We start from the raw sequence: 13,973 nt of genomic DNA on the forward strand, positions 1-13,973 counted from the left end.
GACAGTGGCGCGCCATCGTGTGACAGCTGGTGTCAGTGTCAGCCGATGAACTCCTGCAGCTCCTTGAGGAGCGCGGCCTTCGGCTTGGCGCCGACGATGGACTTCACGACCTCGCCGTTCTGGTAGACGTTGATGGTCGGGATGCCGGTCACGCGGTAGTTGGAGGGGGTGACCGGGTTCTCGTCGACGTTCATCTTGGTGAAGGTGACCTTGTCACCGTGCTCGCCGGCCAGCTCCTCGAGGATCGGGGAGACCTGGCGGCACGGGCCGCACCACTCGGCCCAGAAGTCGACCAGAACGGGCTTGTCGGACTTCAGGACGGTCGAGTCGAACTCGGCGTCGGTCACGGCGGTCATGTTGTCAGCCACGATGGGTTCCTTCTCGGTAGGGACGTGTTTGGGGAGGTCTGTGGAGAGAACGCTTGGCCTGTGTCGCACATTCCCGGGCGCCCGGTCATCGAGCTTGTCGAGATGACGACCACAGTAGGCGCGAAGATCAGGCCGAGACGGCAGCCGCCTCGGCGTGGGCCTGGTGGGCGAGGAACTTCTCCGCGTCGAGCGCGGCCTGGCAGCCGGTGCCGGCAGCGGTGATCGCCTGGCGGTAGACGTGGTCGACCAGGTCGCCGGCGGCGAAGACGCCCTCGATGTTGGTGGCGGTGGAGCCCTCCTTGGTCAGGACGTAGCCCTCGTCGTCGAGGTCGACCTGGCCGGTGAGCAGTTCGGAGCGCGGGATGTGACCGATCGCGATGAACAGGCCGTTGCACTCGAGTTCACGAAGCTCGCCGGTCTTGGTGTCCTTGACGGTGATGCTCTCCACGGAGAGCTCGCCGTTGATCGACTCGACCACCGAGTTCCAGGCGATCTCGAGCTTCGGGTCGGCGAAGGCGCGCTCCTGCATGATCTTGGAGGCGCGCAGCTCGTCGCGGCGTACGAGCAGGGTGACCGAGGAGCCGAAGCGGGTCAGGAAGAGGGCCTCCTCCAGCGCCGAGTCACCTCCGCCGACGACCACGATGGGCTTCTGCCGGAAGAAGAAGCCGTCGCAGGTCGCACACCAGGAGACGCCCTTGCCGGAGAGCTCGTCCTCGCGCGGCAGGTCGAGCTTCTTGTAGCCCGAGCCGGTCGCCAGGATGACGGCCTTCGCGTAGTGGGTGTCGGTGGCGGTCTTGATGACCTTGACCGGCCCGGTGAGGTCCATCTCGACCACGTCGTCGGGCTCGAGCTCGGCACCGAAGCGCTCGGCCTGGGCACGCATCTCGTCCATCAGCGCGGGACCCATGATGCCGTCACGGAAGCCGGGGAAGTTCTCCACCTCGGTGGTGTTCATCAGCGCACCGCCGGCGGTCACCGAGCCCTCGAAGACGAGCGGCTGCAGTCCGGCGCGGGCGCTGTAGACGGCTGCGGTGTAGCCCGACGGGCCGGAGCCCACGACGATCACGTTGCGGGGGTCGGTCGGGGACGACGGGGTCGGCATCTAGAGGCTCCTCAGGTGTGGCTGGCGAACTGCACAACAGATCGTAGGCCACGTACATTCCTGGGCTCCGAACGCCGAGACGTCGCCCGCGTCGGCCGAGGCGTCACGTACGTCGGTCGAAGTGGCACCGGCGTGACATCTCGGCCGACGGGGGTGACTTCTCGGCCGACGTAGCTGACGTCTCGGCCGACCGGGGCGACGCTTCGTCAGGAGACGGGGGCGCCGAGGACCTCGATCTCCTTGACCTCGGCACGGAAGCCTTCGGAGGTCTGAGGGAGCCCGGTGATCCAGACGAGTACGTAGCTGCCTTCCTGACCGCCGTCGAGCTTGATCTCGCCCTCGGTTCCGATGCTGCCCTTGGCAGCGGGCTTGCCGCTGGGGTCGCCGGTCCACGGTGAGTCGCCGACGTAGACGCTGATGTCGGTGGGCTCGCCGATCATCCGGAACTTCAGGGAGTCGACCGCGTAATCGCCCTTGAGGTTGAGGACGACGCCGACGCCCGGCTTCAGCGAGCGCGGGCCGTCACCGATCTGGTCGTTGTAGTTCGAGGTGCGCCAGTTCGTGACGGGATCGTCCTTGCCGTCCACCACGCCCGCGACCAGGTCGGGGTATTCGCTCGGCGGGTCGCCGTGGGGGTCGAGGTCCTTGGCGGTGATGCCCTTGATGACGGTCGGCTTGGCCGCCGCGGGGTTGTCGCCGCCGTTGTTGCCGGTGCCGGGGTTCTCGGCGGTGGTGCTGGGGTCGTCGTCGAGGATGTTCCAGGCGATCGAGCCGGCGATGAGGACCAGCACGATGAGGGCGACGCCCATCGCGACGCGGAGCCAGTTGGTGCCCGGCTTCCGGTTGTAGTCCGGCTCCTCGGCGATCGGTACGTTGGCGCCGGTCCAGGGGCCCTGCCAGCCGTTGTAGGAGGCATCCGGAGCCACCGGCCGGCGGGCCGCAGGAGGAGCCTGCTGGGGACGCTGTGGCGCCACATAGCCGGGGGTCTCATCGGCGAAGAGCGGCTTCGACGGGGTCGGGTCCTGCATCGGCGGCGGGGACGACGGCCGCTGGCGCTGGGGGCGCACGACATCAGGGGCCACGCCGATGGCGTTGGCCGCGGCCGGCGCCTCGACCGGCTCGAGCTCGGTCGGCGGGGCCATCGCCTGGGTGTCCTCGTCGAGGGCGGCGGGACGGCTGATGGGAGCGGTGGGCTCGCCGGAGAAGCCGGCAAGCGCGGAGTGGAGCTCGGCGGCGGTCAGCGGCGGCATGTCGGCACCGCTGCCCAGCACCCGGTCGCACAGGTCGTCGAGCGGACGCGGGACGCCGGCGCGTACCTGCCGGGGGCGCAGCACGCGGCCGTGGTCGCGGGGTGCGGGAGGCATCGAGGACAGGGTCTCACCGGCCCACTTGCCGGTCAGGGCGGCGTAGAGGACGCCGACGGCGTCGACCCGGTCGCGGCGCTGGGAGTCGCGGGTGTCGGGGTCGATCCCGTGCAGCGCGGCGTCGACACCGAAGCCGATCACGCGCACCGCGCCGAGGTCGTCGAGCAGGACGGCCTCGGGGTTGAGCCGGCCGTGGGCATGGCCCTGGTCGTGGGCCAGGACCAGCAGGTCGGCGACCTCGGAGGCGATCCAGGCGGCCTGCTGCGGCGGCAACGGGCCACCGGCGGCCAGCGCGTTCTCCAGCGACGCGCCCTCGCCCCACTCGTTGACGACGTACGCCACCTGGTCGGTCTGGGCGGCATCGAGGACGCGCAGCATCCGGGGGTCACCGACGGCGGCGGAGTTGCGGGCCGCAGCCATCAGGCGCGGAGCGCGCTCGTCACGGGCATCGAGGACGTGCACGGCAACCGGACGACCGAGCACCGCGTCCTGGGCGCGCCAGAAGCGTCCCTCGCGGGACTCGCTCAGCAGATCCGTCAGCTGGTATCTGCCGGCGAGGACGTCGCCTGATTGCGTGAACTCCATATCGGACCCATTCTTTCAGACCGTGCCAGACAGTGCGGAGGCTGATCCGATGGTGGTCAACGACGCAGCCGTCGGGCAACCTGTTGAACCATCACGGTGATCTCCTTGACCTGGGCAGCCTGCGCCCCGAGGAGCAGCATGCCGAGATGCAGCGCCCCGACGATAGCGGCACCGATCAAGGCCAGCACTATCGTCGGCTCGTCGTTGATCAGGCCCAGGCCGGTGCGCAGCAGCCACGCGGCAGCGGCCGCGACGACCGTCACCATGACGAGCCGGGCGAGGAACCCGAGCAGCCCCCGGCCGTCCAGGTCGCCGAGGGTGCGCTTGAGCACGACGTACGAGACGACGGAGCCGACCAGGTAGGACAGCGAGTAGGCGCCGGCCAGCGCCGCGGCGGTGTGCTCGGCGGAGAACGACCGGGTCAGCAGCAGCGCGGCGACGATGTTCGTGGTCGCGACCGAGCACTGGATGAAGAAGACGGTGCGGTTCTGCTCCAGCGAGTAGAAGCCGCGCAGCAGCAGGTAGTGGATCGTGAAGAAGACCAGCCCGGCCGCGAAGACCGAGAGCGTCGGGGCGTACGTCTTGAACGCGTCCGCGCCGGCGCCGTAGCTGAACAGGATGTGGGCGATGTCCTCGGAGAGCACCGGCAGCAGCGCGGCGATCGGGATCACGATGGCCAGCGCGTTGCGCAGCTGCTTCGAGAGCGTACGTCCCAGCTCGGGCAGCTCGCCGGCGGCGCCGTGGCGCGACAGGATCGGCAGGATCGCCGTCGCCAGCGAGACCGTGATGATCGAGTGGGGCACCTGGGTGACCAGGAAGCTGTTGGAGTAGACCGTGTAGCCGGTACCGCCAGCGGTCGATCCTGCGTTGGAGAGCTTCGTCACGATCGTGTACGCCACCTGGTTCACGACCACGAAGAGCACCGTCCAGATACCCAGCTTCGCGGTCTGGGAGAGCCCGGCTCCGCGGAAGTCGAAGCGGGGGCGGAAGCGTACGCCGGCCTTGCGCAGCACCGGCAGGAGCAGCAGGAACTGCAGCGCGATGCCGAGGGTGGAGCCCAGGCCCAGCAGGGTCTCCTGGCCGGTTGTGTAGCCGCCGGTGGAGGAGGGACCGAAGACGACCAGATAGACCACGAGGGTCGAGATCGCGATGACGTTGTTGGCGATCGGTGCCCACATCATCGGCCCGAAGCTGCCGCGGGCGTTGAGCACCTGTCCGACCAGCACGAACATCCCGTAGAAGAAGACCTGCGGCAGACACCAGCGAGCGAAGTCGATGGTCGACTCGAGCTGGTCCGCGTGCTCGGGCGTGTACATGTCGGCGTCGAGGTACACGCGCATGAGCAGCGGCGCCCCGAGCACCAGGAGGATCGTGACGACACCGAGGAAGAGCCCGGCGAGCGTGATGATCCGGTCGGTGTAGGCAGCGCCGCCGTCCTCGTCGTTCTTCTGCGCCTTGACCAGCTGCGGCACGAGCACCGCGTTGAACACGCCGCCCGCCAACAGGATGTAGAGCATGTTGGGGACGGTGTTGGCGATGTTGAAGACGTCGGCGTGCAGCCCGGAACCCAGGGCCGCGACCAGCAGCGCCGAGCGGATGAACCCGCTGGCCCGCGAGAACAGCGTCCCCGCGGCCATCACCGCGCTGTTGGCCAGGACCGAGCTTCCGCCGGACTTCTGCTCGGTGGCTGTCACAGGACTCCCGTCGTACGTGCCTTCTTGGCCTTCATGATGCGCCGGGTGAGTCGCACGGCGATCGCCGCGAAGAGTAGCGCGCAGCCGGTCCCGACGAACCACCAGATCACCCCGCTCACCTGCGAGGGGCGGATCGGGACGGAGGCGTGGGCGCCCAGCGGGTTGCCCTTGGTGTCGGTGACGACGATCAGGGCGGTGTGGGTGCCGGTGTCGTCCATGCTCGCGGCGAGGTTGAAGCTGGCCTTCGAGTTGGCGTCGAGCTGGATGGGCTCGGAGGTCGCGACCCGCAGCGACTCGTCGGTCATCGCGTCCAGCCGCACCGTGACCGGCTCATCGAGCTCGTTGCTCAGGGTGACCTGGAACTCGCCGCCCTTCATGCTGGAGAGGATCACCTTCGGCGGTACGGCCACGGTGATCGAGCTCAGCTGGGCGCTGACCTCGCTCAGCGCGTTGGCGGCCGAGTCGGTGTCGCCCTTGCGGGCGGAGTAGGAGGTCGTGGTCAGGGCCTCGCTGACGATGTCGGAGGAGATCTCGTCGTTGTGGGTCAGGACCCGCTGCAGCAGCGTGCCGGCGTCGATGAGCTCGTTGGCGGTGCCGATCCGGTCGGCGGAGATCTCGGCCTTCATCTCGCGGCGGGGGTAGCGGAGCTTGTCGGTGGTGATCGACGTCGCCTGGTGACCGGCGACCGCCTCGGTCAGGGTCGAGGACGAGATCCAGGCGGCCTTCTGCCACGGGTCGACGAACGAGGCCGGGGTCTGGGGCGGGTGCCAGCCGTCGGGGAGCACCGCCACGAGAGGCTTCCCGGAGCCGCGGAGCAGGGCCGCCTCGGCGACCAGACGCTGGCGCACCGAGATCGCGTCGATGGGGTCGTTGGGTCCGGGCCCGCCGCGGGCGGCGCCGGAGGAGGTCACGATCATCTGATGGCCGTCGAGGTCGGCGATGACCGGTGCGGTGCCACGGAACATCCGGTCGCTGACCAGGTTGACCGCCCCCGGCTCGAGCAGGTTGACCGCGGCGCGGTCGAGGTAGCCGGTCGGCGGAGCGACCGCCGAGGTCGCCTTGATGCCGAGCTCGGCGAGCGCCTGAGCGGTCTTCTCGCGAGCGGTGGCCAGCAGGTCGGGGTCGGTGGTGGCGAGCGCGGACAGGTCGGGGTCGGCGTAGGGGAGGGCGAGCAGGTCGTGGCCGGCGAGCGCGTCCTCGAGGCGGCCCAGCCAGACCGTCGCGGCCTTCTGCGCGGCCTCGGCCTCTTCGTCGATCGCCTTCTCGGCGTCGGTGTCGGGGCTCGACGTGGGGCTCGGCAGCAGCCCGGACGCGGACGGTGACGCGCTCTGGCTCCCGCTCTCCTCCGGCTCCTCCCCACCCTCGTCCGTCGGTGCCAGGTTGCGGGCGGGGTTGCCCTCGGCGAGGTTGCGTACGGCATCGATGAGAGCCGGGTCGATGGCCCAGGTCAGGTTGGGCATCTCGGTGCCGGTCTCGAGCATCCGGAAGAGACGTCCGCCGGCGCTCAGGTCACGGGTCCAGCCCGGGAGGTAGTTCACGCTGCCGTCGGCGTTGTAGACCACACTGCGCCGTAGCGGCATCACCAGCGAGACCTTCTCGGCCTTGGCCCGCTTGTTGGGCTCCTTGACCAGCGGCAGGAAGGTGCGGGCCCGGCCGTCGGCGGTGGTGGGCGTGGTGGCGCCCAGCGCGTGGACGCCGAACCAGTAGACGCCCGGCTCGGTGACGTGCAGGAGCTTGCGCGGCACCGTGAGTGACCAGGAGTAGGTCTCGCCGGGCGCGAGGTCGGGGATCGTGGCGTACGTCCCCTCGGTCACGATCCGCTCGCCGACCAGCGCGTCCCCGGGCAGGTCGGCGGCCTCGGCCAGCTCCTTGGTGGTGGTCATCGGCGTGTCGCCGATGAACGGGTAGATCTTGACCCCGTTCCACTCCTCATCGGTGGTGTTGACGACCTTGCCGCGCACCGTGATCCGGCCCTTGGTGCGGCCGTCGAGGCTGACCGTGTCGAGCTGGTCGATGCTCACCTTCAGCGGGTCGGCCTCGGCGGCCTCGTCGTCGGCCTGCGCGGGCGCCGGAAGCATCAGCAGCAGGGGTGAGAGCAGCGCCAGGACGAGTGCGGCGGTGACTCGCCCACGTGGCCGTGGCGGCCTCGCCTGATGCTGGCGGACTGGCATGACTTCGAGAATATCTTTCCGGGGGTGCGGTCCTCGTAGACTGCGGCGTTGTGTCCGACAGCCAGCTTCCCCCGATCAGCGTCGCCGATGTTCAGCGATCGGTGACTGCTGAACTGGACCGTATCGCACCGGTGATCGACTCTCTCGGAGAGGCCTTCGCTGCAGACGGTCACGAGCTGGCCCTGGTCGGCGGACCCGTCCGCGACGCGATGCTCGGACGCCCCCACAACGACCTCGACTTCACCACCTCGGCCCGTCCCGAGGAGACCGAGAAGATCCTGCGTACGTGGGGCGAGGCGCTGTGGGACATGGGCCGCGACTTCGGCACCATCGGCACCCGCAAGGGTCCCTGGCAGGTCGAGGTCACCACCTACCGCTCCGAGGCGTACTCGGCCGACTCCCGCAAGCCGGCGGTGGCCTACGGCACGTCCCTGGCCGACGATCTCGTACGCCGCGACTTCACCGTCAACGCGATGGCGGTGCGGCTGCCGGGCCGTGAGGTCGTCGACCTCTACGGCGGTGTCGTCGACCTGGCGACCCGGGTGCTCCGGACCCCGGGGACCCCCGAGGACTCCTTCTCCGACGACCCGCTGCGGATGATGCGGGCGGCGCGGTTCGCCGCACAGCTCGGCTTCGAGGTCGCCCCCGAGGTCGTCGCTGCCATGACCGACATGGCCGAGCGGATCTCGATCATCTCCGCCGAGCGGGTCCGGGACGAGCTGGTGAAGCTGATCTGCGCGCCGTTCCCGCGCCGTGGCCTCTCGCTGCTGGTCGAGACCGGCCTCGCCGACCTGGTGCTGCCCGAGCTGACCGCGCTGCGGATGGAGCGCGACGAGCACAACCGCCACAAGGACGTCTACGAGCACACCCTCACCGTGCTCGAGCAGTCGATCGACCAGGAGGCGCGCCTCGGTGGCGGGCCCGACTTCGTCTCGCGGTTCGCGGCGCTGATGCACGACGTCGGCAAGCCGCGCACCCGTCGGTTCCACGACGATGGCACGGTCTCGTTCCACCACCACGACGTCGTCGGCGCCAAGATGACCCGCAAGCGGATGAAGGCGCTGCGCTTCTCCAACGACGAGATCGAGGCGGTCTCCTCGCTCGTCGAGCTGCACCTGCGCTTCCACGGCTACGGCGACGGGGAGTGGACCGACTCCGCGGTCCGTCGTTATGTGAGGGACGCCGGCGACCAGCTCCAGCGGCTGCACGTGCTCACCCGCGCCGACTGCACCACCCGCAACCGCCGCAAGGCCGACCGCCTCGCCCGCACCTACGACGCCCTCGAGGCCCGCATCGAGCGGATCTCCGAGGAGGAGGAGCTCGCCGCCCTCCGCCCCGCGCTCGACGGCAACCAGATCATGTCGCTGCTCGGGATCTCGCCGGGGCGTGAGGTCGGGGCTGCGTACAAGTTCCTCATGGACCTGCGTCTCGACGAGGGGATCCTCTCCGAGGACGAGGCCGCCAAGCGTCTCCTGGACTGGTGGGCCGAGCGCTCCGCATAGTCCGTTCGGGCTATGTCGCTCGGCGTGGTTCGGTCTTAACGTAAACCCGCGCGCCGTGAGGCTGTCCGGTGCTGCGTGAGCCCGTCGGCTCGCCCCACCGAGCTCGAAAGTCTCACATGCGTCTTCTCTCTCCGGCGTACGTCGTCGGCGGTCTCCTCCTGTCCGGCGTGATGGCTGTCGGACTTGCCTCCGCCGGAGCAGCGGACACAGAAGCCGCCGTCTGTCACGGTCTTCCGGTCACGATCGACCTCAACACAGCAGCGGACGCCACTGCCACCGAGGGGGCAGACGTCATCCTCGGTACGCCCGGCGACGACACGATCAACGCGCTCGGTGGTGACGACACGGTCTGCGGTGGCGAGGGTGACGACAGGCTGTTCGGCGAAGACGGCGACGACACGCTCGTCGGTGGTGCCGGGAACGACAGCATCGGCGACGGCGTCATCGAGGCCTGCGAAGGCGGTGGGAACGTGTACGTCGGTGGCGACGGTGACGATTCCATTCAGGTGAACTGCCACAGCCTGGACGGGAATACCCGCACCGTTCTGCCCGGCGCCGGAAATGACCTCGTGACCTGGCCGTACGTAGGTGATGAGATCGGCGCTGACACCAACTATCTGTCCTACGCGGATGTCGCCGGCCCGGTGGAGATCGACCTGAACCCGGTCGAGGTAGACGGCCGCATTGTCGTCAAGGTCACCGGTGGAGCCGGCACCGACTTCATCCGGGCCGCGCGTGACGGTGCCGCGCCTCGCGTCCGTTTCGTGATCGGCAGCCAGGGTGACGACACGATCACCGGGACCGACCTGACCGAAGCGCCGAGCTCGTGGAAGGCGGTCGAGGAGCTCAACGGGGGTCCTGGCGCGGACACCATCCACGGCGGGGCCGGCCGAGACTTCCTGAGCGGCGACGCCGGTGCCGATCGTCTCCACGGTGACGCCGGTGCCGACGCGCTCCACGAGGGCGACCTCGGTGACGGGTTCGACCCGGAGGTGGCCGACGACCAGCTCTTCGGCGGAGCAGGCGACGACAAGGCCTACGTGGGCATGGGCGATGACGTCACCGATCTCGGCGACGGCCGCGACGAGATCACCTACGCGTTCTCACCCGTGGCTGCCACGGTGTCGTTGAGGACGACCACCGCTCAGGACACCGGTCTGGGGCGCGACTCCGTCTCCGGCGCGGAGGTCGTGACTGGTTCCCGCTTCGTGGACACCCTCGCTGCCGGCGTCGGCGGCTCGACCCTCTCCGGTGGAGAGGGGAAGGACCAGTACATCGGTGGGCCGGGCGATGACACCTTCGACGACAACCAGGCATCTATCTCGTACGCGGCCGCACCCGGCCCGGTCACGATGACGCCGAGCTCTTTCGCCCAGGACCGGATGACCGTCGTCGGGCAGGGAACAGACACCTTCAACGTGTGGACCGTCTCAGGTCAGGACTGGAGCCTGATCGGGTCGGCGTACGACGACGTCGTCGAGGCCGGATTCTTCTGTGATGTTGCAGGCGGCAACGGGGATGACCGGTTCATTCCCGGACAGCGTCTCTACTGTGACGAGTACGCCGTTTCCGGAGGAGAAGGGGACGACCTCCTGGAGTTCCAGGTCGACGACTATCGGGTGAGCTACTGGTCCGCGAGGTTCGACGGTGGCTCCGGCCTGGACATGGCCTCGTTCGCGAAGGTCTCGGGATGGGTCGAGTACACGGTTCCGGCCGGGGTGGAAGGCGTCATCGGTTCAGCGGGTTACGACCGACTCACCGGAGACCTGAGGGCGAACCGGATCGAGGGCGGCCCCGGTGACGACCAGATCTTCAGTGGCGCCGGCAACGATGTGATCGACGGCGGCGCAGGTGCCGACACCGTCCACGGTGAGGCGGGAGACGACTCGGTCACCGGATCGGCGGGACTCGACGATCTCGACGGAGGCGACGGCAACGACCGTGTCGATGGTGGCGCCGATGCGGACACCGTACGCGGCGGCATCGGCGACAACACTCTGATCGGTGGGCTCGGCGGCGACCTCCTGGAGGGCAACGCGGCGAAGGACTCCATCTCCGGTGGCGATGGGAACGACACCGTGAGGTCAGGCGCCGGCAACGACATCGTCGACCTGGGCGCGGGCGGCGACACCGTCTATGCGGGCGAGGGGAACGACACCGTCACGGCCGGGGCCGGGAACGACGTCATCCACGGTGACGCCGGCGACGACCGTCTCGATCCCGGCACGGGGGTGGACTCGGTGTTCGGCGAGATCGGCAACGACACGATCCTCGGCGGCGCCGCGGTCCCCATCGGTGGGCAGGGCGATGCGGTGTCCGGTGGCTCCGGGACGGACACGGTCACCTACTCCTCGGCCAAGGCCGGCGCACGTGCGTGGATGAAGGCCGACTACTTCACCGCGGATGCCGACTCTCTCGCTGAGGTCGAGTCGATGATCGGGAGTCCGTACTCTGACGACCTCCGCGGCGACCATCTCGCAAACCGGATCTCTGGAGGCTCCGGCAACGACCACATCGAGGCGTTCGGCGGCAAGGACGTGATCTCGGGCGGCGACGGCAACGACAGCATCGACCCCGGTGCGGGCGACGACGTCGTCAGTGGAGCGAGCGGCACGGACACGGTCGCCTACGGCAGCGCCTCGAAGACCGGGGTTCGAGTCACGCTCGCCTCGACGGCGGCCCAGAACACCGGCGGCTCCGGCTACGACCGGATCAGCATGGTCGAGAACCTGACCGGATCGTCGGCCAAGGACGTCCTCACCGGCTCGTCCGCCGGCAACGTCATCAACGGCTCGTACGGCGATGACACGATCAGCGGTGGCCTGGGCGCCGACAAGCTGGTCGGTGGGTCGGGCACCGACACCGTGACGTACGCCAGCGCGGGAGCGCGCGTGGCCGCTTCGCTGACGCGTGCGATCGGCGGAGCGGGCACCGACGCGCTGAGCGGATTCGAGATCCTGACGGGAAGTCGCTACGACGACAAGCTCGAGGGGAATGGCGCGAGGAACGTGCTCCAAGGTGGCGGCGGTCGTGACGTCCTCTATGGCTACGGCGCTGACGACCGCCTCTACGGCGGGAGCGGGCCCGACAGGCTCAACGGCGGATCAGGTCGGGACTACGGCAACGGTGGGGCGGGCGCCGACACCTCGACTTCGGTCGAGGTCAAGGTCAGCGTCGGCTGAGAACCCCAATTGACATCTGGGCGCCTACTGTCCATCGAGCCATACTGACGGTACGGTTCCGCGTATGACGACGATCACAGAGCTCGAGGCAACGACCGCCATCAACGCGACGCCGGCCCAGGTGTGGGCCGCGATCACGGACCTTCCGCGGATGGCTTCGTGGAGCCCGCAGGTGGTGAAGACCGTGGTGTTCGGCCAGGTCAAGGAGGGCGCCCGCTTCTTCAACATCAACCGCCAGGGCTGGAAGCACTGGCCGACCAACGCCAAGGTCGTACGGTTCACGCCGCACTCCGACTTCGCGTTCCGGGTCGCCGAGAACACGACGGTGTGGTCCTTCCAGATCGAGGAGACCGCCGAGGGTTCCCTGGTCACCCACCGCCGCGAGACCCCGGACGGCATCTCCGCGCTCTCCCGCTCGCTGACGAACGCCGTGCTCGGCGGTCAGGAGAAGTTCACCGAGGAGCTGCGTACGGGCATGGCGACCACGCTCGCCAAGCTCAAGGCCGACCTCGAGAGCTGACCGGCGTCAGGCGCGGGCCTTGGTCCAGCGGCGGACGGTGCTGGTGGAGACCCCCAGCTTGTCGGCCACCTTCGAGACCGGTGCGCCGGCTCGCACCAGGATCCGGGCAGCTTCGGACGCTTCGGAGGGCAGGTTGCTGAGCAGGTCCTCCTCCTCGTCCGGGAATGTGTCGGGGTAGTCCATCGCCGGCTCGGGGTCGGGGATGTTCTCCGGGAACGGGATGCGGTCCAGGAGGAGGGCGTCGGTGTCGGCGGGCTTGGTGACCGTGCGGCCGTTGCTGAACTGCGGTGCCATTCCGGCTCCGGGAGCCGCCTCGGCGGCGGTGCGCGCGGCGTCCGGCACCCGGCTCGATACCCGCTGGCGGGCATCGGGGGTGGCGAGGGCCGAGGCCATCTCGCGAGTGCGGGGCTCCCGCGACGGAGTCACCTCACGGGGTACGTCGGTGGCCGAGTCGGAGACTGCGTCGGCGGTCCGATCGAGGAGGATGCCGGTGGGCGCCTCGATGGCGCGGTCGGCACCGAGAGCGGGCGTGACGTGGGGAACCTGCTCCACGACCGGCACGCTGAGCGCCTCGTGCGCGTCGGGCAGGGTGATCGGCAGCCGGTCGGCCTGGCGGGTGCCCTCGGAGACCGCGGCGAACGCGTCGACCCACTGGGTGATCTGCTCGCGCATCGCCCCGGGCGCGACCGAGCGCAGCGCCACCGCCTCGGCGCGCCAGTAGCGCTTCTGTGCGCGCTCCAGCTTGCGGCGGGAGGAGCGCGTACGCTTCCGCAGCGCCGCGTCGCGAGCCCGCCGCCACTCGACCCGGGTGGCCAGGAGGGCATGCATCCGGGCGCCCATCCGCAGCTCTGACCAGGAGCGCTCCATGGCCAGGTGGCGGTCGCCGACGAGTGCCAGGTGCCACATCAGTGCGGCCAGCAGCGGAACGATGAACCGGAACGCCGCCGCCGTCGCGGCGTGACCGAGGTGGATCTCGTGCCAGCCGGCGAAGAACCCGGACGCGGCCGACAGCAGCCAGGTCAGGGTCAGCAGGGTCTGCGCCGGCCGGTCCTGCTGGGCGGCCTCGCGGGCCATCAGCGCCACCGTGACCAGCGACAGCTCGAAGACCCCGGCGAAGGCGTAGGCGTTGATCGCGCCCATGGCTAGCACGTCCCGCCCGAAGCCGACCATCGCGACGTACGCCGCGGCCGTGGAGATCAACGCGACCGAGACGGCGCCGAAGAGGATGAGGCCCCGGCCGTTTCCTGGGGAGCCCTTGCCTGCCGTGGTCGAGTCGTTGTCGGGACGCATCGTGGGGGTCTCCGGTACCTGAGGCGGTCGATCGTTCGGGCCCGGAGTCTAGGGGATGGAACACGTGTTCGAGATGTATGTCGATGGAGTGTTGACGAACCGTGTCATCTCCCAGGACATCGGTGACGGTTCTGCATCAGGACATCGGTGACACTTCCGTGGGGTTTGGTGGTGACACTTCGGTGAGTCCTTGCT

At 69.2% G+C, this 13,973-nt stretch carries 9 protein-coding genes; 3 read left to right on the top strand and 6 right to left on the bottom strand.

The window, feature by feature from the left end; translation table 11 throughout:
* Positions 1-38: 38 nt before the first annotated feature.
* The 5 genes from trxA to ACIA03_RS28285 all read right to left on the bottom strand — a co-directional run bounded on the left by trxA (position 39) and on the right by ACIA03_RS28285 (position 7,284).
* Positions 39-368: a thioredoxin gene (gene trxA, locus ACIA03_RS28265; protein ID WP_008355503.1), complete on the bottom strand. Its 330-nt coding sequence runs from the start codon at positions 366-368 to the stop codon at positions 39-41.
* 127 nt (positions 369-495) lie between these two features.
* On the bottom strand, positions 496-1,470 hold the full coding sequence (trxB, locus tag ACIA03_RS28270; RefSeq protein WP_396988836.1) for a thioredoxin-disulfide reductase: 975 nt from the start codon (positions 1,468-1,470) through the stop codon (positions 496-498).
* Positions 1,471-1,676: 206 nt separating this feature from the next.
* A complete protein-coding gene (locus ACIA03_RS28275; RefSeq protein WP_396988837.1) occupies positions 1,677-3,419 on the bottom strand; it encodes a hypothetical protein in 1,743 nt (580 codons plus the stop codon).
* 56 nt (positions 3,420-3,475) lie between these two features.
* Positions 3,476-5,113: a murein biosynthesis integral membrane protein MurJ gene (gene murJ, locus ACIA03_RS28280; RefSeq protein WP_396988838.1), complete on the bottom strand. Its 1,638-nt coding sequence runs from the start codon at positions 5,111-5,113 to the stop codon at positions 3,476-3,478.
* Positions 5,110-7,284, bottom strand: a complete 2,175-nt coding sequence (locus ACIA03_RS28285; RefSeq protein ID WP_396988839.1) for a DUF6049 family protein — start codon at positions 7,282-7,284, stop codon at positions 5,110-5,112. The genes murJ and ACIA03_RS28285 overlap by 4 nt, the downstream gene beginning before the upstream one ends.
* Before the next feature lie 50 nt (positions 7,285-7,334).
* Here ACIA03_RS28285 and ACIA03_RS28290 point away from each other — a divergent pair, with 50 nt between their 5' ends.
* The 3 genes from ACIA03_RS28290 to ACIA03_RS28300 all read left to right on the top strand — a co-directional run bounded on the left by ACIA03_RS28290 (position 7,335) and on the right by ACIA03_RS28300 (position 12,488).
* On the top strand, positions 7,335-8,786 hold the full coding sequence (locus tag ACIA03_RS28290; RefSeq protein WP_396988840.1) for a CCA tRNA nucleotidyltransferase: 1,452 nt from the start codon (positions 7,335-7,337) through the stop codon (positions 8,784-8,786).
* Between the two features lie 116 nt (positions 8,787-8,902).
* Positions 8,903-11,968: a calcium-binding protein gene (locus ACIA03_RS28295; RefSeq protein WP_396988841.1), complete on the top strand. Its 3,066-nt coding sequence runs from the start codon at positions 8,903-8,905 to the stop codon at positions 11,966-11,968.
* A 64-nt stretch (positions 11,969-12,032) separates the two neighbouring features.
* On the top strand, positions 12,033-12,488 hold the full coding sequence (locus ACIA03_RS28300; RefSeq protein ID WP_396988842.1) for an SRPBCC family protein: 456 nt from the start codon (positions 12,033-12,035) through the stop codon (positions 12,486-12,488).
* A gap of 6 nt (positions 12,489-12,494) precedes the next feature.
* Here the strand turns inward: ACIA03_RS28300 and ACIA03_RS28305 are convergent, their stop codons facing one another.
* Positions 12,495-13,778 (bottom strand): helix-turn-helix domain-containing protein, encoded by a 1,284-nt coding sequence (locus tag ACIA03_RS28305; RefSeq protein ID WP_396988843.1) that lies wholly within the window; start codon positions 13,776-13,778, stop codon positions 12,495-12,497.
* Between the last annotated feature and the right edge of the window lie 195 nt (positions 13,779-13,973).

The sequence above is a fragment of the Nocardioides sp. NPDC051685 genome, assembly GCF_044453405.1.
Taxonomy (GTDB): Bacteria; Actinomycetota; Actinomycetes; order Propionibacteriales; family Nocardioidaceae; genus Nocardioides.